We start from the raw sequence: 22,040 nt of genomic DNA on the forward strand, positions 1-22,040 counted from the left end.
CCATGGGCCAATTACCAGCCCCTTAACGCGGCCCGGGTCTGGGCCACAAAGGCCGCAGGGTCTGACAGATTACAGCCAAGCTCTGCCGCCTTTTCGAAAAACCCGCGTCCCGGCATTCCGCCAGACAGCCGCCCTTCGCAAAGTGCCGCCCGCAGGGGCTGGCCCTTGGCTGCGTCCATCTCCATCAACGCCTCAAGTGCGGCGGTCAGATCCTGCACGCGCCAGCCCATCTCACGGGCCAGCGCGCCATAGGTGATGGTTTGCCCCGCGGCGGCCAGTTCGGCCAGCCGCGCCTCAAGCCTGTTCATCCTCGCCCTGCTCGGCGACGCGTGCGACCGAGACCACCTCTTCCTCGGCACCAACATTGAACACCCGCACCCCACCTGCCGAGCGCGAGCGGAAGCTGATCTGCTCCACCGGCACCCGGATCGACTGGCCGGTCGAGGTGGCCAGCATGATCTGGTCGCTGGAGGTCACCGGGAAGGAGGCAATAATCCGCCCGCCACGCGGGCCGGGCGAGATGGCCTTGACCCCCATACCGCCACGCCCGCGCACCGGGTAGTCGTGGCTGGACGACAGTTTGCCCGATCCGCCCTTGGTGATGGTTAGGATCAGATCTTCGGCCGCCGACATCTCGGCATAGCGTTCGGGGCTCAGTTGGCCAACGGCGACGCTTTCCTCTTCGTCATCCGCCTCATCCTCGGTCACGCCCGCCATCAGACGGCGCTGCTTGAGATAGGCCGCACGCTCATCTGCCTCGGCCTCAAAGTGACGGATGATCGCCATCGATACGACCGTATCGCCTTCGGCCAGACGAATCCCGCGCACACCGGTTGATCCGCGCGATTTGAACACGCGGATTTCTTGGGTCGAGAAGCGGATCGCGCGGCCCAATTCGGTGACCAGCATCACATCGTCATTCTCATCGGCAATCGCGGCATTCACCAGCGTCACCCCTTCGGGCAGCTTCATCGCAATCTTGCCGTTGCGCATCACGTTGGTGAAATCCGACAGGTCGTTCTGCCGCACATCGCCATCTGACGTCGCAAAAACGATTTGCAGATTTTCCCATTCTTCCTCGGGCACATCCACCGGCATCAGCGCGGCAATGCTCACCCCTTGGGCGATGGGCAGAATGTTGACCATAGCCTTGCCCTTGGCGGTGCGCCCGGCCAGCGGCAGACGCCAGGTCTTCATCTTGTAAACCATGCCATCGGTCGTGAAGAACAGCAAAGGCGTGTGGGTGTTGGCCACGAACAGCGTGGTCACCACATCGTCTTCTTTGGTCTGCATGGAGGCCAGACCTTTGCCGCCGCGGTTCTGGGCGCGGAATTCGGCCAGATTGGTGCGCTTGATATAGCCGCCAGAGGTGATGGTAACGACCATATCCTCGCGCTCGATCAGGTCCTCGTCGTCCATGTCGCCGGCCCAGTCGACAATCTCGGTGCGGCGCGGCACGGCGAACATGGACTTCACTTCGCGCAATTCATCCGAGATGATCGCCATGATCCGGTCGCGTGAGCCCAAGATGTCTAGGTAATCCTTGATCTTGGCCGCCAGTTCCTCAAGCTCGTCGGTCACTTCCTTGACGCCAAGTTGCGTCAGGCGCTGCAGGCGCAGCTCCAAAATGGCGCGGGCTTGAATCTCGGAGAGGTTATAGGTGCCGTCCTCGTTCAAGGTGTGGCTGGGATCGTCGATCAGCCGGATGAAGGGCGCAATCTCATGTGCGGGCCAGCGCCGCGTCATCAGCTTGTCGCGCGCTTCGGCGGCATCGGCCGAGGCGCGGATGGTCTTGACCACCTCATCCACGTTGGAAACCGCCACGGCCAAACCGCAGAGCACATGGCTCCGCTCGCGCGCTTTGCGCAGTTCAAAGGCGGTGCGCCGGGCCACCACCTCTTCCCGGAAGACGATGAAGTAGCTCAGGAAATCGCGCAGGGTCAGCTGCTCGGGCCGCCCGCCGTTCAAGGCCAGCATGTTGCAGCCAAACGAGGTCTGCATCGGCGTAAAGCGGTAAAGCTGGTTGAGCACGACATCCGCCGTGGCGTCACGTTTCAGCTCGATCACCACCCGCACGCCAATGCGGTCGGATTCATCCGCCACGCCTGAGATGCCCTCGATCTTCTTATCGCGCACCATTTCGGCAATGATTTCAATCATCCGCGCTTTGTTGACCTGATAGGGCACCTCATCAACGATGATCGCCCAGCGGTCCTTGCGGATTTCTTCGACATGGGTCTTGGCGCGGATGATGACGCTGCCGCGGCCCTCAAGATAGGCTTTACGCGCGCCGGACCGGCCCAGAATGGTAGCCCCGGTGGGGAAATCGGGGGCAGGGATGATCTCCATCAGCTGTTCCATGCTGATGTCAGGATTGTCGATCATCGCCAGCGTGCCGTCGATCACCTCGCCCAGATTGTGGGGCGGGATGCGGGTGGCCATGCCGACGGCGATGCCTTCGGCGCCATTGACCAGCATGTTCGGGAAACGGGCGGGAAGGACGGTCGGCTCACGGTCTTTGCCGTCGTAATTGTCTTGAAACTCGACAGTTTCCTTGTCGATGTCCGCCATCAGAAACGCGGCGGGCTTGTCCATCCGCACTTCGGTATAGCGCATGGCCGCCGCTGAATCGCCGTCCATCGAGCCGAAGTTGCCTTGGCCGTCCAAAAGCTTGAGCGACATGCTGAACGGCTGCGCCATCCGCACTAGCGCATCATAAATCGCAGAGTCGCCGTGGGGGTGGTATTTGCCCATCGTATCGCCCACCGGACGGGCTGATTTGCGGTATGCCTTGTCGTGCGTGTTGCCCGATTCTTGCATGGCAAAAAGGATGCGGCGGTGCACCGGTTTCAGCCCATCGCGCAGGTCGGGAATGGCACGGCTGACGATCACGCTCATCGCGTAATCTAGGTAGGCCGTCTTCATTTCATCGACGATGTCGATCTGGGGGCCGTGATAGGCGGGGCGCTCGGGCATTTCGCCTGCGGTTTCAATGTCTTCCGGGGTATCGCTCACGTCACGCCGCCTTGCTGCAAGGTTCTATATTTTGGTGTTGAATATCTACACCAATCAAGCCTTGGTATGCAAGGTTTGGGGCCGCTCTTCGATGACTTCGTCACGCATCGCGCGACGAGAAGACGAAGTCGCCCAAGGAGGGCGCAAAGCTTAGGCCGCGCGCATCAACATCCCGAACAAATCGCGCGGGTCATCGGGGTCGGCGATCATGTCCAACTGCTCAGCCAGCCCAAGGGTGGCCAGCTTGCCATGCACATAGCGAAGGGCCGAGAAATCCTCGATCGCAAAGCCCACGGAATCAAAGAGCGTGATGTCGCGCGCATCAGTGCGGCCGGCCGCGGTGCCTGCGATGACCTGCCAAAGCTCTGTCACCGGAAAATCGGGGTCCATCTGTTGAATTTCGCCCTCAACGCGCGTTTGGGGCGGGTATTCTACAAAGACAGCCGACCGGGTCAGGATATCCTTGTGCAATTCGGTCTTGCCGGGGCAATCGCCGCCGACCGCGTTGATGTGCACGCCCGCGCCGACCATATTGTCGGTCAGAATGGTGGCATATTGCTTGTCGGCGGTCACAGTGGTGATGATGTCAGCCCCCAAAATCGCCTTTTCCGCCGTGTCGCAACTGACCACTTCCAGCCCGCGCCCGGCGAGATTTCCCGCGCATTTTGCCGTGGCCGCCGGGTCAATGTCGTAAAGCCGCACTTCCGTGATCCCGCAGACCGCCTTGAAGGCAAGCGCTTGAAATTCCGCCTGCGCGCCATTCCCGATCAAGGCCATGGTCGTGGCCCCCTTGGGCGCCAGCCACTTGGCCGCCATGGCGCTGGTTGCCGCCGTGCGCAGTGCGGTCAGGATCGTCATTTCGCTGAGAAGCAAGGGGTAGCCCGTGGCCACATCGGCCAAAAGGCCGAAGGCGGTGACGGTCTGCAGCCCGCGCTTCATGTTTGACGGATGGCCGTTCACATATTTGAAGCCATAGGTTTCGCCATCAGACGTTGGCATCAGCTCAATCACCCCCACATCCGAATGGCTGGCCACGCGCGGGGTTTTGTCGAAGAGCGGCCAGCGGCGGAAATCGGCCTCGATCTCGGCGGCGAGGTCGATCATCACCTGCTCCACCCCAATGGCATGGACAAGCCGCATCATATTGGCGACGGACAAGAACGGCACAAAAGCTTGTTTCGAGGGGGCAATCATCTTTAGAAACTCCGGGTCGGGCGATCAAACACCTTGCGGCCCATCATCGAGCCGACCAATTCCACCATCAGCTTGGCCGTGCGACCGCGCTCGTCCAGAAACGGGTTCAACTCCACCAAATCCAGCGAGGTGACGAGACCGCTTTCGTGCAAGAGCTCCATCACCAGATGCGCCTCACGGAAGGTGGTGCCGCCCGGCACCGTGGTGCCAACGGCAGGCGCGATGGAGGGGTCGAGGAAATCTACGTCCAAAGACACATGCAGCATCCCCCCGACTGCGCGCACCTGATCCAGAAACTCGCGCAAGGGGGCTACGATGCCGCGCTCGTCCAAAACCCGCATGTCGTTGATCGCAATATCGGCCTTCAAAAGCGCGGCATGCTCTGCCGGATCAACCGAGCGGATGCCGAAAAGGCAAATCCGTTCCGGCGCAATGGGTTGCGGGAATGGGGGGAAGGCGTCAAACCCCTCGCGGCCCGCGATATAGGCGACGGGGGTGCCGTGCAGATTGCCGCTGGTGGTGGTCAGAGGCGTGTGGAAATCGGAATGGGCATCCAGCCACAAGAGGAACAAGGGCCGATCCTGCCGCTTGGCAAAGGCCGCAGCCCCCGCCACCGATCCCAAGGCAAGACTGTGATCGCCGCCCAGAATGATCGGCATCCCGCCTGCGCTCAGCGCGTCATCGACCCGGTCGCACAGCGCCTCGGTCCAGCCCAAGACCCGGTCCAGATCATGCACGGCCGGGTTGGGGCAGGGGGCGGCCGTCACCTCGGCCGCGGCCAAATCGCCCCAATCTTCCACCCCATGGCCCAATTCGGCAATCGCCGACGCCAACCCCGCCACCCGGTAGGCCGCTGGCCCCATCACACAGCCCGCGCGGCGCTGGCCTTCGTCAATCGGGGCGCCTATCAGGATGCAGTTGGGCATGTGTCTCTCCTCGGGTTTCGCAAATTCTTGCGCCATGCCGCGACGAATCCTAGCGACATTTGAACCGTTTTGTTAAAGGCTTTGTCCGAAACGGCGACAGGATTGCGCATCATGGACGATACTGACCAGCGGCTGATTGCGGAGTTGCGCCGCGACGGGCGTGCCGCGCTGTCCGATCTGGCCGACCGTTTGGGCCTCAGCCGTGCCACCGTGCGCAGCCGGATGGAGCGGTTGACCGAAAAGGGTGAGATTGCCGGGTTTACCGTGCTGACCCGGTCGGATGTCACCGCCGCCCCGGTGCGCGGCCTGATCATGATCGGGATCGAGGGCAAGGGCGGCGAGAAAGTCATGGCGCGGCTGGCGGGTATTCCGGCGGTGCTGGCGGTGCATTCGACCAATGGCAAATGGGACCTGATCGCGGAACTGGCGACGCAAACGCTGTTGGAGCTGGACGAGGTGATCTACCGCATCCGCAGCATCGAAGGGGTGGTGACGTCGGAGACCAATCTTCTGCTCTCCACCCGCAAGGCGGGCCGCAAATAGTCAGGCCCCAGTAAACCGCGCTGGACGTTTCTCCAAAAACGCCGCGACCCCTTCGCTGAAATCGATGGTCTGTCCACAGGCCCCTTGCAACCGCGCCTCAAGCGCCAGTTGCGCATCAAGATCATGGCCAAAGCTCGCCCGCAGCATCGCCTTGACCCCGCGATAGGCCACGGCAGGTCCCGCCGCCAATTGCGCCGCCCGCGCCCGCACATGGGTGGCAAAGCCCGCATCCGGCACGGTCTCATAGATCATGCCCCAGTCGGCGGCTTGGGTCGCGCTGATCTTGTCGCCCAAGAGCATCGCCCCCATCGCCCGCGCCATCCCGATCTGGCGCGGCAGCCAGTAGGACCCGCCCGCATCTGGCACCAGACCGATCCGGGTGAAGGCCTGAATGAAGCTGGCGCTTTCGGCAGCGATCACGATATCGGCGGCCAAGGCAAGATTGGCCCCAGCCCCCGCTGCCGCGCCATTGACGGCGGCAATCGTCGGAATTGGACTGTCGGTGATCGCCTTGATCATCGGCACATATTCTTCGTTCAGGATCCTCTCAAGGTCGAAGGACCCGATCTTGCCGGCATCCTGCAAATCCTGCCCCGAGCAAAAGGCCCGCCCCGCACCTGTCAGCACCAGAACCCGCGCCTCGCCCTGCGCCCGCAGCAAGGCTGCCAACAGCGACCGCCGCAGCGACGCGGAGAGCGCATTCATCACCTCGGGTCGGTTCAGCGTGATCGTGGCGATGCCATCGGTCAGATCATAGGTGATCGAAGTGTCGTCCATGGCGCGCTCCCTTTGGGCCAGCATAGCCGCGCGGGCGATAGGGGAAAGCCAAACCTCGCGTCACTCTTTCATCAGTTCCGCCAGCCGTGCGCGTTCGGCCTCGGACAGGTCCGCCTCAGGCTTGGCGCGCCGCCGGGTGACGGCAAAGGCCAAGGCACCCCCGGCCAACAGCATGGCTGGCCCGGCCAGCCACAGGATCAGCCCCGACCCGCTGGCGCGCGGATTGAACAGCACGAATTCGCCATAGCGGGCAACGATATAGTCGAGCACTTCCTCGTCACTGTCACCCGCCACCAGCCGTTCGCGTACCAAAAGCCGCAAATCGCGGCTGATCGGAGCGTTGCTGTCATCAATCGCCTCACCTTGACAGACCGGGCAGCGCAGATCGCGCGAGATGGCACGAGCGCGTGTTTCAAGCGCGGCGTCGGGCAGCACCTCATCGGGCTGCACCGCAAGGGCAGGGGGGGCGGTCAATATCACGCCCGACGGGACCAGACCCATCAGCGCCAAAGACAGGGCAAGCGCGGCGCGCATCCGCCTCACTCCGCCGGTTGGGCGGCGGGCGTTTGCCGCCGCGCCCCCGCCGCCAAGCGATAGCGCCGGTCGGTCAGGCTGAAGAACCCGCCCAAGGCCATCAACGCCGAGCCACCCCAAAGCCAATTGGCAAAGGGTTTGACATAAGAGCGTACGGCAAAGCCGCCACCAACCTGCGGATCACCGATCACAAGATAGATGTCGCGGGTAAAGCCGTAGTCGATCGCCGCCTCGGTGGTCGGCATTGCCTGCACCGGGTAGACGCGTTTTTCTGGGTAAAGTGTCGCCACCGCGTCACCGCCACGCGTCACCACCATCTCGGCAGTGGTCGACAGGTAGTTCGGCCCCTGCACATCGCGCACGTCTTTCAAAAGCACCTCATAGGGGCCAACCGGGAAGGTCTCCCCAACGCGGACCACGCGGATATCCTCAACCGCCCAAGCATGCATGGCGGCCACGGCAAAGATCGTGACGCCAAGGCCGGAATGCGCTGTGGCCTTGCCCCAATCGGCCCTGCCCATGCGGCCAAGACGGCTCAACCGGCTGCCAATGCCACCGCGACCAGCCCGCGTCCACAGATCAACGGCGGCGCCAAACACCACCCAAGCGCCCAAGCCCGCGCCAATCGGCCCCAAGGCCGACCGCCCGCTCTGCATCGCATAGATCAACAGCCCCAGCGCGACAGCCAGTGCCAACGCCCCGCGCAAGGGCAGCAAGCTGCGCCGGATCTCGGCCCGTTTCCACGGCATCATCGCCCCCACGGGCAGGATCAGCGCCAAGAGCACCATAAAGGGCGTGAAGGCCGCATTAAAGAACGGCTCCCCAACCGACAGTTTCCGGTCCCACAGCATCTCGGCCACAAGAGGCCAGATCGTGCCGATGAAGACCACGAAACACGACACCGCCAAAAGCACGTTATTTGCCAAAAGCGCGCTTTCGCGGCTGACGATGGAAAACAGCCCCTTCGCCTCCAAAGCGCTGGCGCGGAAGGCAAAAAGCGTCAAGGCGCCGCCCATGAACACGCCAAGGATCATCAGAATGAACACACCGCGTTCGGGGTCATTGGCAAAGGAATGCACCGATGTAATGACGCCCGAGCGCACGATGAAGGTGCCGATCAGCGAAAAGCCAAAGGCCATGATGGCCAAGAGAATGGTCCAAGCCTTCAGGCTTTCGCGCTTTTCCACCACAATGGCGCTGTGCAACAGGGCGGCGGCAATCAGCCACGGCATGAAGCTCGCGTTTTCCACCGGGTCCCAGAACCAAAAGCCGCCCCAGCCAAGCTCATAATAGGCCCACCAGGACCCGAGCGCGATGCCGATGGTCAAGAACACCCAAGCCGCCAGCGTCCAAGGCCGCACCCAACGCGCCCAAGCCGCATCCACCCGCCCCTCAATCAGCGCGGCCACTGCAAAGGAGAAGGCCATCGAAAGGCCGACATAGCCCAGATACAGGAAGGGCGGATGAAAGGCCAAACCGGGGTCTTGCAGCAGGGGGTTCAGGTCATCGCCATTCAACGGCGGATTTGCCAGGCGCAAGAAGGGGTTCGAGGTGAAGAGCATAAAGGCCAAGAACGCCACACCGACCATGCCTTGCACGGCCAAAACCCGCGCCTTCAACGTGGCCGGCAGGTTGTCGCCAAACCAAACCGCACAGGCGCCAAACAGCGCCAAGGTCAGCGACCACAAGAGCAGACTGCCCTCATGGTTGCCCCAAACGCCGGAAATCTTGTACAGCATCGGCTTGTCGGTGTGTGAATTCAGCGTGACAAGCCGCAAGGAAAAGTCCGACACCACAAAGGCATAGGTCAGCGCGGCAAAGGCTGTGGCGATCAGGATCAGTTGCACAAGCGCTGCCGGTTCCGCCAAGGCCATCAACCGACTGTCGCGCCGCGCGGCGCCGTACAAGGGCAGGGTGGCCTGCACGAGCGCAACCGCAAAGGCAAGGATCAGCGCAAAATGGCCCAGTTCGACGATCATCGGCATTCTCCCATTTGCGCGGCAGCATAATGCGAAAAGAGCGCGGCGGAAATGCCCGCCACGCCCTTTGCACGAAATGTCACAGCCTGTTGTTCGCCGCCCCTCGTCAGGCGCCGCGCGAGAGCGCCGCAACCCCGGTGCGCGCCAATTCCCGCAGCCCCAAGGGGCGCATCAAATCGGCAAAACTGTCGATCTTTTCCGGGGTACCGGTCATCTCGAAGATGAAGCTTTCCAAGGTGCTGTCCACCACATGGGCGCGGAAAATCTCGGCCAGCCGCAGCGCCTCGATCCGGTGCTCGCCCTTGCCGGCGACCTTGATCAAGGCCAACTCGCGCTGCACCGACGGCCCCTCGGCGGTCAGGTCATGCACGGCATAAACCGACACCAGACGGCTCAGCTGCTTTTCCACCTGGTCAATCACATGCGGCGTGCCAGAGGTGACAATCGTGATCCGGCTGCGGTGCCCGGTGTGATCGACCTCGGCCACAGTCAGGCTGTCAATGTTATACCCACGTGCCGAAAACAAACCGATCACACGGGCCAAAACCCCCGGCTCATTCTCGACGATCACGGCCAGCGTATGGCTCACCACGCCCTGCGCATGAGAATCGCGCAGGTCATAGGCGGAATGGCTGGTCGAGCCCTTTTTGATGTTCAGTGCGGACATGCTTGGTCCTCTTTCATCTGTTCATAAATATCCCGGGGGTGCGGGGGCTGGCCCCCGCTCCGCCCGATTACACCAGCACCGCGCCTGCGGCTTTGATGACGCCTTGCGTATCGGCATTGCCCAAAAGCATCTCGTTATGCGGCTTGCCCGACGGGATCATCGGGAAGCAGTTTTCATGCTTTTCCACCAGACAATCAAAGATCACCGGGCCGTTGTACTGGAGCATCTCCATGATCGCGTCATCCAGATCCTTGGGGTCTTGGCACTTGATGCCCTTGCAGCCAAAGGCCTCGGCCAGCTTCACGAAATCAGGCAGCGATTCCGACCAGGACGAGGAATACCGCTCGCCGTGCAGCAACTCTTGCCACTGGCGCACCATGCCAAGACGTTCGTTGTTCAGGATAAACTGCTTGACCGGCGCGCGGAACTGCATCGCGGTGCCCATTTCCTGCATGTTCATCAGCCACGACGCTTCCCCCGCGACGTTGATGACCAAAGCCTCCGGGTGGGCAATCTGCACGCCGATCGAGGCGGGCAGGCCATAGCCCATGGTGCCAAGGCCTCCGCTCGTCATCCAACGGTTCGGGCCTTCAAAGCCCAAGAACTGCGCGGCCCACATCTGGTGCTGGCCCACTTCGGTGGTGATATAGCGGTCCATACCCTTGGTCAGGGCTTCCAGGCGCTCCAGCGCGTATTGCGGTTTGATCGTCTTGGTTGAATTGGTGTAGCTCAGGCACTTCACGGCGCGCCATTCGTTAAGCTGTTTCCACCACTTGGCCAGACCCTCTTTGTTGACCTTGCGGCCACGGGCCTTCCAGATGCGCAGCGCATCTTCCAGAACATGGGCCACATCGCCCACAATCCCCACATCGACCCGGATCACCTTGTTGATCGAGGACGGATCAATATCGACATGAACCTTTTTCGACTTCGGGCTGAAATCGGCAATGCGGCCGGTGATGCGGTCATCAAAGCGCGCGCCGATGTTCAGCATCAGATCGCAGCCATGCATGGCAAGGTTGGCCTCATATAGCCCGTGCATCCCCAGCATGCCCAGCCACTTGTCGCCGCTGGCCGGATAGGCGCCAAGCCCCATCAAGGTTGAGGTGATGGGGAAACCGGTGGCCTCAACAAACTCGCGCAACAACTGGCTTGCCGCCGTGCCCGAGTTGATGACACCGCCGCCAGTATAAAACAGCGGGCGTTCGGCGGTTTCCAGCATTTCCACCATGCGGGTGATGGCGTCGATGTCGCCCTTCACGCGCGGCTGGTAATGATCCACCTTGGCCTTCGGCATCGGCGTGTATTCGGATGTAGCGAACTGCACGTCCTTGGGAATGTCGACCAGAACCGGGCCGGGACGACCTGAGCGCGAGACGTGGAACGCCTGATGAATGACCTCGGACAGTTTGGCCGTGTCTTTCACCAGCCAGTTATGCTTGGTGCAAGGCCGGGTGATGCCGACCGTATCGGCCTCTTGAAACCCATCGGTGCCGATCATGAAGGTCGGAACCTGGCCCGACAACACAACGATCGGAATAGAATCCATCAGCGCATCGACCAGACCCGTCACCGCATTGGTCGCGCCCGGCCCCGAGGTCACCAGTGCGACACCCACCTTGCCGGTGGAGCGGGCATAGCCCTCGGCCATGTGGACCGCGCCCTGTTCATGGCGCACCAACACGTGCTTGATGTCGTTTTGCTGGAAGATCTCGTCATAGATCGGCAGCACCGCGCCACCAGGATAGCCAAAGACCACCTCCACGCCCTGATCTTTCAGGGCCTGCACCACCATTCTTGCGCCGGTCATCGCCTTTGTCATCGGTCTTTCCTCATTCTGGCCGCGCATCCTGCGGCCCTATCTCAACAAAAAGCCCCCGGGGGTCAGATCCGGGGGCGCATGGGAGCCGTTATGGGCTGTCGTTACCGACCCATGCACCACAGTCCTACGATTACGTTTAGCCTGCGCATCGCCGCCCCCCAAGCCATCGAGCCGGAACTTAGGGGCCGGGGTAGGGGGCGTCAACCGCAAATCGACGTCTAAAATGTCGCGGGGCGGGCAATTCTTGTAGTTTTATTACAAGAACGCCCGCCCCATCGAAAGAAACGCAAATCGGCAGCGGTTTGCGCGGCTGAGTCAGCGGCCGTTTAGCCCATCAACGCCAGATAACCGCCATAGGCCGCCAAAAGCGCCACCCCGGCCACGCGTGGCAAGCCGCCAAGCCAAACGGCCAGCACTGAAAGGCCGACCGCTGTGCCTGCCACCCAAGGCATGTCGATCATGGCAAACCGCGCCTCAGAGGGTATCGGCGCAATGAGCGCCGTAACACCCAAAATGCCAAAGATGTTGAAGATGTTTGAGCCCACGATATTGCCCACGGCAATCTCGGTCTGGCGGCGATAGGCGGCAATCACGCTGGTCGCCAGTTCCGGCAATGAGGTGCCGACCGCCACGATGGTCAATCCGATCACCGCTTCAGAGATGCCCAAGGTCCGGGCGATTGTTGTGGCACTGTCGACCAAGAAATGCGCGCCGATCACCAAAAGCACCAGACCGCCCACCGTCATCAGCGCGGCCTTTGCAACGCTGGTTTCCAAAGGATCGTCCTCTTGTGGCACCGATCCGGATGAAAACGCCATGAACAAAAACACGGCCAGACCTGCCAGCAGCACCCCGCCTTCGATGCGCGAGACCATACCGTCGAGTAGCATCACCCAGATCACCCCGGTGGCCACCAGCATAAAGGCCAAATCGCGCGCAAGGCGTCGAGCCGGGATGATCAGCGGTGCAATCAGCGCCGAGAGGCCGAGGATCAACAGGATATTCGCGATGTTGGAGCCCAGAATATTGCCAATCGCAATAGCGGGCTGCCCGGCAAGGGCGGCATTGACCGAGACCAGCATTTCGGGCGCCGAGGTGCCAAAGCCGACAATGGTCAAGCCAATGACCAAGGGTGAGATGCCAAAGCGTCGGGCAATCGATGAGGCCCCGCGCACCAGATATTCGCCCCCGAAGAACAGCCCCAAAAGGCCGACAACAAAAAGAAGATAGGTCAAAGGATTACCCTGCTTGACGTGCTGCGTTGCGCCCTAGATAGGCAAGGGCTGGCTGAAGGGAAGGGACATCGGGGAGAAATATGGCGTCTGACCGGTTCTTTTGTGAATTGCGGCGGTAGTGGTAAGAAAAAATTACCAAAAACCGCCAAGTGACAAAGATTTCTGTTCTCAAACCCAAGATCGGTGGTTAGCATTTCTGTCAGTATCAAAACGCCCGAGGAGGAGCCGAGGGCCAATAGTGGAGGAAGAACTTATATGGATCGTCGTTCCTTTCTGACCAAGGCAACTGTCGGCGGTGTCGCCGCAGCCGGTGCTGCAGCGCTTGCCGCACCCGCCATTGCCCAGGAAAATCCCCAGATCACGTGGCGCGTGGCCTCGTCGTTCCCCAAGGCCTTTGACACCATTTACGGCGCTGCCGAAACCATGTCGAAATACATCAGCGAAATGACCCAAGGCGGGCTGACGCTGCAAGTCTTCCCGGCTGGTGAACTGGTTCCGGCGTTTGAAACCGCAGACGCCGTGGCCGCTGGCACCGTCGAAGCGACCCACACCGCGCCTTATTACTTCTGGGGCAAGGACCCGACCTTTGCGCTCGGCTGCGCCACGCCTTTCGGCATGAACGCCCGTCAGATGAACGCTTGGCTCTACTACGGCGGCGGTCAGGACATGCTGAACGAATTCTACGCGACCCAAGGCCTGATCGGCTTTGCCGCTGGCAACACCGGCGCGCAGATGGGCGGCTGGTATCGCAAAGAGATCACCTCGCTGGCCGATATGCAGGGCCTGAAAATGCGCGTTGGGGGCTTTGCTGGCAAGGTTCTGGAAAAGCTCGGCGTTGTGCCGCAGCAGATCCCGGGCGGCGAAATCTATCAGGCGCTGGAAAAAGGCACCATCGACGCGGCCGAATGGGTTGGCCCTTATGACGATGAAAAGGCTGGCTTCTTCAAGGTGGCCCCGGTTTATCATTACCCCGGCTATTGGGAAGGCGGCCCGACCCTGGCCACCATGTTCAACCTGGCCAAGTGGAACGAACTGCCGGCGCATTACCAAGCCGCGATCAAGACCGCGTGCGAGGCGGCCAACGCCAATATGCTGGCCTCTTATGACCACAAGAACCCGACGGCTCTGAAATCGCTTGTCGCCAATGGCGCGCAGCTCAAGCCCTTCCCGCAGGATGTGCTGGCCGGTGCCTTCGAGGCTGCCAACGCGACCTATGCGGAAATCTCGGCCACCAACGAAAACTTCAAGAAGATCAAGGAAAGCCAAGACGCCTTCAAGCGTGACGCTTACCTGTGGGCTCAGATTGCCGAATACAACTACGACACCTTCATGATGGTGCAGCAGCAGGCTGGCAAGCTCTAAGCCCTGAACAGCAAAAGGAAAGGCCCCGAGGGAAACCTCGGGGCCTTTTCGTTTCACGGCACCTTCGCGCTGGTCTTGCGATACGCCCAAGGGCGATGGGCGTGCTTAGGGATTGATAACTGGTGCGCCAAGTTGCGGCACACCAAGGCTTGGCGCCCCCAAACTGGGTGCCCCTCCGGGATTGAGCGTGTTCAACATTGGCACTTTGATTTCCACCGTCGAGGGGTCCACCATCGGTCCTTTGTAATGCATCACCAGTTGCGGGAAGGCGACTACGACACAGATCATCAACACCTGCAGCCCGATAAAGGGGATTGCCCCTTTGTAGATTTCAGATGTCTTGATCTCGGCAATGTTCTTGCCAGTGATCCGGTCGAGATAAGGCACCTTGGCTGCGACTGACCGCAGATAGAACAGCGCAAAACCAAAGGGCGGGGTCAGGAACGAGGTCTGCAGGTTCATCCCGATGATCACCCCCAGCCAGATCAGGTCGATCCCCATCTTGTCGGCCACCGGCGCGATCAATGGGATCAGGATGAAGGCGATCTCGAAGAAGTCGATGAAGAAGCCAAGGATAAAGATGATAAGGTTGACGACCAGCAAGAAGCCGTATTGCCCACCCGGCACCCCGGTCAACAAATGCTCCACCCAGATATGGCCGTTGACCCCGTAGAAGGTCAGCGAGAACACCCGCGCGCCGATCAGCACGAACATCACGAAAGATGACAATCGCAGCGTCGAGATCAAAGCCTGATTAAGCAGCGGCATCTGGAAGCGTCCCTTGGCCGCTGCCATGGCCATGGCACCTACAGCCCCCATCGCGCCGCCCTCGGTCGGGGTGGCAAGGCCGATAAAGATCGTGCCCAAGACCAAGAACACCAAGGCAAGCGGCGGGATCAGCACCATGATCACCTGACTGGCCAGCCGCGACAACAGGTTCAGCTTCAGGAACCTGTCCGCCAGCGCAAAGGCATAGATCGCCGCAACCCCCAATGTGGCGCCCAGAACATCGGCATTGGCGCCCCAAGCCTCGTAGAACCAATAATGCGACAAGTAGCCAATCCCTGTCGCCACGGCGAGCGCGACCAAAAGCGAGGTGACCCCACCGCCCAATGTGCGCGCCTCAAGCGGTAGGGCAGGCACCATGTGCGGGCGGAAGATGGCGATCATCGCGACATAGCCCATATAGACACCGGCAAGGATCAAGGCCGGATAAAGCGCACCACGATACATATCGCCCACCGACTTGCCCAACTGGTCGGCCAGCACGATCAGCACCAAAGACGGCGGAATGATCTGCGCCAAGGTCCCCGAGGCGGTGATCACCCCGGTGGCCAGTTTCCGGTCATAGCCATAACGCAGCATGATCGGCAACGAGATCAACCCCATGGCAATCACACTCGCGGCCACCACGCCGGTTGTAGCGGCGAGCAGTGCGCCCACCAGAACCACCGCAAAGGCGAGACCACCGCGAATGGGGCCAAAAAGCTGGCCCACGGTGTCCAAAAGATCCTCGGCCATGCCCGAGCGCTCCAGCACGATCCCCATGAAGGTAAAGAAGGGAATGGCCAAAAGTGTCTCGTTTGACATCACCCCCCACAATCGTTGGGGCATGGTGTAAAGCAAAGGCCAATCCAGCGTGATGGTGCCCGACGAATAGGGCGCAAGCCAGACGCCGATGGCAAAGAAGATCAGCCCGTTGGCCGCCAGCGAAAACGCCACCGGATAGCCAAGCAAGAGAAAGATCACCAAGCTGGTGAAGATGATCGGCGCCATGTTCTGTGCGATAAGTTCCATCATTTCCGCACCTCTGCACCGCTGGTGATCTCTTGCACGCCTTGGGCGGCCTGTTCGGCCGGGCTGATGAAGGGGTTACTGTCAGGAATAAGGTCGCGCATGATCGCGATTTTCTTGATGATCTCGGAAACCGCCTGCAAGGTCAGCAGCACAAACCCCGCAAACAGGATCGCGCGCGCGGGCCATATCAACAGGCCCCCGGCATTGGTCGACACTTGCCCCGAGCGGAATGCATCAATCCAGTAGGGCCACAGCATCCACGCCATCAGCGTCACGAAGGGCAGCAAGAACACCACATGGCCAAAGAGGTCGATCCAGTGCTGCACGCGCCGCGACCTGCTGCCATAAAAGATGTCGATGCGGATATGTTCGTTTTCCTTGAGCGTATAGGCCGCCCCGAGCATGAAGGCCGCGCCAAAGAGATACCATTGCGCCTCAAGCCATGAGTTTGAGGACAAGGACCACAGCTTGCGCGTCACCGCGTTGATGGCGCTGATCAAGATCGCGGCAAAGATCAGCCAGATCACGGATTTCCCGATCACCGTTGTGACCCCGTCGATCAGGCGGGATAGCCCGAGGGCTGCATGCATGCGGTTGTCCTCCCTTATCCATGTCCCTTTGGGGATCTTGCGCAGGATGTAAACTGGTAAGAAAATTTGTCCAATTATGGCAGGCTCGCCGCCTTCGTCAACATGAGAGATTTATGCGGCCTTGAAGCAAAGTGTCTTGAGGGGCGAGGTCATGGCCGGGGTTCTATCAAGTCCCATCGGTTGCCCCAAGGATCACGCCAGACCGCCACGCGCCCATAGGGTTCATCACGGGGGATTTCTTCAAAGACGGCACCTGCTGCGACAAGCCGCGCTTGCTCCGCTGCAAAGTCATCTGTGTGCAGGAACAGCCAGACCCGACCACCGCCCTGCGCGCCGATGGCGCTGTTTTGGAGTGGATCAGCGGGCTGTGCCAAAACAAGGCGACATCCACCTCCGGGGGGCTGCACCGTGACCCAGCGTTTGTGGCCTTGGGCCACATCCTCGCTCAGGGTCCAGCCCAAGCCTTTGCAGAAAAAGCCGATAGCGTCATCATAGTCTGGGACAATCAAAGATATTGCGCCAAGCCGAGACGTTGCTGCCTCGGGCAATCGGGCGAGGTCAGTCACGGGCCAGCCGTACGTCGGGCAGGGCGATGCGCGCGACCTGCTCGGCAATCGGATCCACCGACAAGGGGTCCAATTCCGCCCGGTGTTCGGCGGGGTCCCCTAAGGGTTGCCATGCGCCGCCCTTATAGATCTCTAGCGCGCTGAAGGCGGCCTTATAGCCCATCTTGCGGCTGCCCGGCACCCAATAGCCCAGATAGACGTAAGGCAGTCCCGCCTCGCGGGCGATGGCGATATGGTCCAGAATGGCAAAGGTCCCAAGGCTCAGATCCATCAGATCGGGATCGAAAAAGCTGTAGACCATGCTCAGCCCATCGTCGAACACATCGGTCAGCGAGACCGCTGCCAACTCGTGCCCGCGCGGCTCATCTTCCGTGGCGCGGGTGTATTCGATCACACGGGTCTTGATCGGGGTTTCCTCGATCATCGCGGCGAATTCGAACACATCCATATCCGCCATGCCACCATCGGCGTGGCGCGCATCCAGATATCGACGAAAGAGCGCAAACTGCGCCTCGGTCGCCCATGGGCTGGTGGCATTGCGGCGCAGATGCTGGGCGGCCTTCAAGATCCGCCGCTGGGTGCGGCTGGGCACAAAATCCGCCACCCGGATGCGGGCGGACATGCAGCCCGAACATTCCGCGCAAGACGGCCGATAAAGCACATTCTGGCTGCGGCGAAACCCTTGCTTGGACAACGCATCATTCAACCGCTGCGCCTGATCGCCTTGCAAAGCCGTGAACAGCTTTCGCTCCATCCGGCCCTCAAGATAGGGGCAGGGCTGCGGGGCCGTCACATAGAACTGCGGCGCGATGGGAAGGGTATGACGCATGGAATGAACAAACCTGTTGCGACGCAACGTTACCAAGCCCGGCGTGGCGCGCCAAGGAAAAGTTTTCCATGCTCAAACCCCCGCAAATCCAACGAAAAACCCCCGCCCAAATGGGGTGGGGGCAATTGGGTTTTCGGCCGATACCGAAGGGGGTCAGTATTCCCCGCTGCGCGGCGTCGCACCGGCGTTCACCTCGGTCGCCGCTGCGCTCTCAGTCTCGCGGATCCGGGTCTCTTTGGCGCGGTCAGCCATGAAGGCATCAAATTCCGACTTGTCCTTGGCCTCGCGCAGGCGCTGCAGGAAGGCTTCAAAGGCGGTCTGTTCGTCTTCCAGCCGGCGCAGCATCTCGGCTTTGTAGCTGTCAAAGGCCGCGTTGCCCGACGGCTGGGCCGCGCGGTAGGCGTGATAGGCGGTCTCGGTCCCGTCGTGACGGTGGCGGCGTGCGGCGCATCCGAACATTTTGTTTGAAGTCCAACGGTTGGTGTAGGTGATGTAGCCAACCAGCATGAGGCCGATCGGCCAAAAGATGACAAAGCCCAGCACCATAGCCGCGATCCAAGCCATTCGGCCCTTGCGGTCTAGCCAGGCCTCGGCCCGGCGCAGAAGATTGGGGCGACCGCCATACGCGGCGGTCGGAGCGGCGGAGGGGGTAAAGCTGGTCATGGGCGGTGCCTTTTCGGGTTCGGGTTACATGTAAATGCGGTTCACATTTCAAAGATGCGCCCGGCGTCCCGTCCAATCAAGAGGCTATGTAAAAGAAATTTACATAGCCGCCACATGCTGCGGACAAACGCTTGTTTCCAAGGAATAAGTTCTCACGCGGCTTAGGGGTGCGCCTGCGTGAACGCGGCCAGTTCTGCCCCGGACAGCCGCTGCAAGGCGCTGGGTGCAATGGCGAAGATATGGCGCGGGGTGCCAGCGGCGGCCCAAACTTGATCGAAGCTCATCAGCGCCGGGTCCATCCAAACCGGCGATGGCGTCAGATGCCCCACTGGGGCCACCCCGCCAATGGCAAAGCCGGTCACCTCGCGCACGGTCGCAGCATCAGAGCGCCCGAGCGGTTCACCCGCCAAAAGGCTTGCCTTCGCCGCGTCTACCTGATGGCCACCGGCGGTCAAGAACAGGTAAAGCCGCCCACTGGTGCCCTGAAACAGGATCGACTTCACGATCTGGTTCAGCGCGCAGCCTGCCGCTGCGGCCGCCTGCTCGGCGGTGCGGGTGTCGCCCGGCATCTCATGCGGGGCTGCGTCATGGCCGCCTGCGCGCAGGGCCTCAACAACACGGGCAAGGGATTTCGACATGGTGCCTCCTGTGGTGCCGATCTTGCCGATCTGTCCGCCGCCCGCAAGTCCGCCGAGATCGCGGCCCCGTGGGCCATTGTGCAGGGCTTTCGGTTGACCGCGCCCGCGTGTCAGGCAAGATACCCCCATGCACAAGCCCTTCGCCGCCCGCCTCATCCGCCAACCCATCGCTTTTGATCCCGGCCCCGCCGCCGAGATCGCGTCCCAATTCGCCGATCTTGCCCCCGATCTGCGCGGGCTTTTGTCCGCCACCGCAGGCTGCAGCCCCTATCTGCAAGACCTGATGCGCGCCGAGGCCGATTGGCTGCGCCCCGCGCTGCATGAGGCCCCGGAAACCGCCTTTGCCACGCTGATCGACGATCTGTCCTCCGTGCCGATCGATGACCTCGGCCGGGCCTTGCGTCAGACCAAACGCCGCGCGGCGCTGTTGACAGCCCTTGCCGATTTGGGCGGCATCTGGCCGACACTTCAGGTCACCGCTGCGCTGACCACGCTGGCCGACCGGGCGGTTTCGCTTTGCCTGCAAGGGCTGGTGGCCGAAGAAATCCGGCGCGGCAAGCTGCCCAGCGCCACGCCTGATGATGCCACTACGGCGGGTGGCATGTTCGCGCTGGCCATGGGCAAGATGGGGGCGGGAGAGCTGAACTACTCCTCAGACATCGATCTGATCTGCCTTTTTGACCAAGACCGCTATGGTGCCGACTGGCAAGAGGCCCGCGCCGCCTTTATTCGCGTCACCCGCAAGATGACAGCGCTTCTCAGCGACACCATGGCGGGCGGTTACGTCTTTCGCACCGACCTGCGGCTGCGCCCCGATGCCTCGGTCACCCCGGTCTGCCTGTCGATGGCCGCCGCCTACGGCTATTACGAGGCCGAGGGCCGCACATGGGAGCGCGCCGCCTATATCAAGGCCCGCCCCTGTGGCGGCGACCTTGAGGCGGGCAATCGGTTTCTCAAATCGCTGACCCCTTTTGTCTGGCGCAAGCATCTGGATTTTGCGGCGATCCAAGACGCCCATGACATGCGCCTGCGCATCCGCGAACACCGGGGGCTGAATGGGCGGCTGACGGTCGACGGGCATAACATGAAACTCGGTCAAGGCGGCATCCGCGAGATCGAGTTCTTCACCCAGACCCGCCAACTCATCGCCGGAGGGCGTGACCCCTCCTTGCGCGACCGTACCACGCTGGGCGGGTTGCAGGCGCTGGCCGCCAAAGATTGGGTGCCCCAAGCGGTGGCCGATGAGCTGACCGAGCTTTATCTCGCCCACCGCGAGGTCGAGCATCGTCTGCAAATGGTGCGCGATGAGCAGACCCACACCATGCCAGCAACCCCCCAAGGTGTCGCCCGCATCGCCGCTTTCTGCGGCCAGACTGAGGCGGAGTTCCGCGCAGGCCTGCTGGAGCGTCTGCAAGCCACCGACCGGCTGACCGAGGGCTTTTTTGCCCCGACCGAGGTGGAAGACGGCCCCGATCTCTCGGACCACGCCCGCAGCATTGTGGACGGCTGGTCCAGCTACCCTTGTCTGCGGTCTGACCGCGCACAGGCCATCTTCCGCCGCCTGCGCCCGGTCCTTTTGAAACGCCTCAGCCGTGCGGCCAACCCTGATGAAGCACTGGTGGCGCTCGATGGGTTCCTGTCAGGCCTGCCTTCGGGCGTGCAGATCTTTTCGCTGTTCGAGGCGAACCCGTCGCTTGTCGATCTCATCATCGACATCGCGGGCACGGCCCCAGACCTTGCCCGCTACCTTGCCCGCAATGCCCGCGTGCTGGATGGGGTGATCGGCGGGTCGTTCTTTGCCCCATGGCCGGGCATGGCCAGCCTCACGGCCGATCTTTCCGCCGAACTGGCCGACACACCCGATTATGAACGCAAACTCGACGCCGCCCGTGCCTGGATGAAGGAATGGCACTTCCGCATCGGCGTGCACCACCTGCGTGGGCTGATTGATGCCTTCGAGGCGGGCAAAAGCTATGCCGATCTGGCCGAGGCGGTGATCGCCGCGCTTTGGCCCGTGGTCACGGCGGAGTTTGCCGTGAAACATGGCGAGATGCCGGGGCGTGGGGCGGTGGTTCTGGGCATGGGCAGCCTTGGCTCTGGGCGCCTGAACTCAGGCTCCGACCTTGACCTGATCCTGATTTATGACCCTGCCGGGGTCGAGATGTCTGGCGGCCCGCGCCCCTTAGCCGCGCGGCCCTATTACGCGCGCCTGACCCAAGCCATGGTGACCGCGCTCTCGGCCCAAACCGCCGAGGGGCGGCTTTACGAGGTGGACGTGCGCCTGCGCCCCTCGGGCCGCCAAGGTCCGGTGGCGACGGCGATCGACTCGTTTCGCACCTATCAGGAAACCGAGGCCTGGACTTGGGAACACCTCGCGCTGACCCGCGCGCGGGTGCTGGCCGGTGATCCCTGTCTGGGGGCCGAGGTTGAGACCTTCCGCCGCGCGCTTCTGGCCGCCAAAGGGCCGGGGGACAGCGTGCTGGCCGATGTCGCCGACATGCGCCGCCGCTTGGCTGAGGCCAAACCGGGGCAGGGGGGATGGGATGCCAAATTCGGCCCCGGACGGCTGATGGACATCGAACTTTTGGCTCAGACGCTGGCCCTGCAGGCCGCGATTCCCGCCCGGCAAGTAGAGCGCCAGATCGCGCTTGGCGCAAAATCGTCAAAACTGTCGCATTCCGATCAGGAGGCGCTGCTGGACGCCTATAGGCTGTGCTGGCGGCTGCACTGCGCGGCCCGGCTTCTGACCGACCGTGCCATTTCGCCCGAAAGCTTGGGCGAAGGGGGGCGTGCCTTCCTGTTACGGGACTGCGGGGTTGAAACCGGCGAGGCGCTGAGCGCCCGCGTGACAACCGCAACGGCCCTTGCCGCAAGGGTCATCGACGCCCATTTGCAGGGGTAGG

Annotated in this window: 19 protein-coding genes; 3 read left to right on the plus strand and 16 right to left on the minus strand. The window is 61.9% G+C overall.

What is annotated here, in order from left to right:
• Positions 1–11 precede the first annotated feature (11 nt).
• The 4 genes from AC72UB_RS08675 to rocF form a co-directional block, all read right to left on the minus strand.
• Complete coding sequence (locus AC72UB_RS08675; RefSeq protein WP_505189412.1) at positions 12–308, minus strand: hypothetical protein; 297 nt, start codon at positions 306–308, stop codon at positions 12–14.
• On the minus strand, positions 295–3,015 hold the full coding sequence (gene gyrA, locus AC72UB_RS08680) for a DNA gyrase subunit A (protein ID WP_505189413.1): 2,721 nt from the start codon (positions 3,013–3,015) through the stop codon (positions 295–297). Before gyrA ends, AC72UB_RS08675 begins: the two co-directional genes overlap by 14 nt.
• A gap of 150 nt (positions 3,016–3,165) precedes the next feature.
• Positions 3,166–4,209, minus strand: a complete 1,044-nt coding sequence (ocd, locus tag AC72UB_RS08685) for an ornithine cyclodeaminase (RefSeq protein WP_505189414.1) — start codon at positions 4,207–4,209, stop codon at positions 3,166–3,168.
• Between the two features lie 2 nt (positions 4,210–4,211).
• Complete coding sequence (rocF, locus tag AC72UB_RS08690) at positions 4,212–5,135, minus strand: arginase (RefSeq protein WP_505189415.1); 924 nt, start codon at positions 5,133–5,135, stop codon at positions 4,212–4,214.
• 111 nt (positions 5,136–5,246) lie between these two features.
• Between rocF and AC72UB_RS08695 the strand changes: the two genes are divergently transcribed.
• Positions 5,247–5,678, plus strand: a complete 432-nt coding sequence (locus AC72UB_RS08695) for an Lrp/AsnC family transcriptional regulator (RefSeq protein WP_463289118.1) — start codon at positions 5,247–5,249, stop codon at positions 5,676–5,678.
• Here AC72UB_RS08695 and AC72UB_RS08700 read toward each other — a convergent pair whose 3' ends face one another.
• The 6 genes from AC72UB_RS08700 to AC72UB_RS08725 form a co-directional block, all read right to left on the minus strand.
• The gene (locus tag AC72UB_RS08700) at positions 5,679–6,455 is read right to left on the minus strand and encodes an enoyl-CoA hydratase-related protein (RefSeq protein WP_505189416.1); all 777 of its coding nucleotides are present in this window, start codon (positions 6,453–6,455) and stop codon (positions 5,679–5,681) included.
• A 60-nt stretch (positions 6,456–6,515) separates the two neighbouring features.
• On the minus strand, positions 6,516–6,989 hold the full coding sequence (locus tag AC72UB_RS08705; RefSeq protein ID WP_505189417.1) for a cytochrome c-type biogenesis protein: 474 nt from the start codon (positions 6,987–6,989) through the stop codon (positions 6,516–6,518).
• A 5-nt stretch (positions 6,990–6,994) separates the two neighbouring features.
• Positions 6,995–8,968: a heme lyase CcmF/NrfE family subunit gene (locus AC72UB_RS08710; RefSeq protein ID WP_505189418.1), complete on the minus strand. Its 1,974-nt coding sequence runs from the start codon at positions 8,966–8,968 to the stop codon at positions 6,995–6,997.
• A gap of 106 nt (positions 8,969–9,074) precedes the next feature.
• On the minus strand, positions 9,075–9,635 hold the full coding sequence (ilvN, locus tag AC72UB_RS08715) for an acetolactate synthase small subunit (RefSeq protein WP_463289122.1): 561 nt from the start codon (positions 9,633–9,635) through the stop codon (positions 9,075–9,077).
• A 67-nt stretch (positions 9,636–9,702) separates the two neighbouring features.
• Positions 9,703–11,457, minus strand: coding sequence for an acetolactate synthase 3 large subunit (locus tag AC72UB_RS08720; protein ID WP_505189419.1), 1,755 nt, complete (start codon positions 11,455–11,457; stop codon positions 9,703–9,705).
• Positions 11,458–11,783: 326 nt separating this feature from the next.
• Positions 11,784–12,692 (minus strand): calcium/sodium antiporter, encoded by a 909-nt coding sequence (locus AC72UB_RS08725; RefSeq protein WP_505189420.1) that lies wholly within the window; start codon positions 12,690–12,692, stop codon positions 11,784–11,786.
• Positions 12,693–12,947: 255 nt separating this feature from the next.
• Here AC72UB_RS08725 and AC72UB_RS08730 point away from each other — a divergent pair, with 255 nt between their 5' ends.
• Positions 12,948–14,054 (plus strand): TRAP transporter substrate-binding protein, encoded by a 1,107-nt coding sequence (locus tag AC72UB_RS08730; protein WP_505189421.1) that lies wholly within the window; start codon positions 12,948–12,950, stop codon positions 14,052–14,054.
• A 105-nt stretch (positions 14,055–14,159) separates the two neighbouring features.
• Here the strand turns inward: AC72UB_RS08730 and AC72UB_RS08735 are convergent, their stop codons facing one another.
• The 6 genes from AC72UB_RS08735 to AC72UB_RS08760 all read right to left on the minus strand — a co-directional run bounded on the left by AC72UB_RS08735 (position 14,160) and on the right by AC72UB_RS08760 (position 19,137).
• Entirely contained in the window at positions 14,160–15,854 is a 1,695-nt protein-coding gene (locus AC72UB_RS08735; protein WP_505189422.1) for a TRAP transporter large permease, read from the minus strand.
• Positions 15,851–16,441, minus strand: a complete 591-nt coding sequence (locus AC72UB_RS08740; RefSeq protein WP_505189423.1) for a TRAP transporter small permease subunit — start codon at positions 16,439–16,441, stop codon at positions 15,851–15,853. Before AC72UB_RS08740 ends, AC72UB_RS08735 begins: the two co-directional genes overlap by 4 nt.
• A gap of 149 nt (positions 16,442–16,590) precedes the next feature.
• A complete protein-coding gene (locus AC72UB_RS08745; protein ID WP_505189424.1) occupies positions 16,591–17,007 on the minus strand; it encodes a VOC family protein in 417 nt (138 codons plus the stop codon).
• On the minus strand, positions 17,000–17,836 hold the full coding sequence (locus tag AC72UB_RS08750) for an arginyltransferase (protein ID WP_463289128.1): 837 nt from the start codon (positions 17,834–17,836) through the stop codon (positions 17,000–17,002). The genes AC72UB_RS08745 and AC72UB_RS08750 overlap by 8 nt, the downstream gene beginning before the upstream one ends.
• 153 nt (positions 17,837–17,989) lie before the next feature.
• Positions 17,990–18,499 (minus strand): DUF2852 domain-containing protein, encoded by a 510-nt coding sequence (locus AC72UB_RS08755; RefSeq protein WP_505189425.1) that lies wholly within the window; start codon positions 18,497–18,499, stop codon positions 17,990–17,992.
• Positions 18,500–18,660: 161 nt separating this feature from the next.
• Positions 18,661–19,137: a YbaK/EbsC family protein gene (locus AC72UB_RS08760; RefSeq protein ID WP_505189510.1), complete on the minus strand. Its 477-nt coding sequence runs from the start codon at positions 19,135–19,137 to the stop codon at positions 18,661–18,663.
• Between the two features lie 127 nt (positions 19,138–19,264).
• Between AC72UB_RS08760 and AC72UB_RS08765 the strand changes: the two genes are divergently transcribed.
• Positions 19,265–22,039, plus strand: coding sequence for a [protein-PII] uridylyltransferase family protein (locus tag AC72UB_RS08765; RefSeq protein ID WP_505189426.1), 2,775 nt, complete (start codon positions 19,265–19,267; stop codon positions 22,037–22,039).
• Position 22,040: the final 1 nt, after the last annotated feature.

The organism is Allotabrizicola aquatica (SeqCode) (assembly GCF_965194375.1).
Taxonomy (GTDB): Bacteria; Pseudomonadota; Alphaproteobacteria; order Rhodobacterales; family Rhodobacteraceae; genus Tabrizicola_A; species Tabrizicola_A aquatica.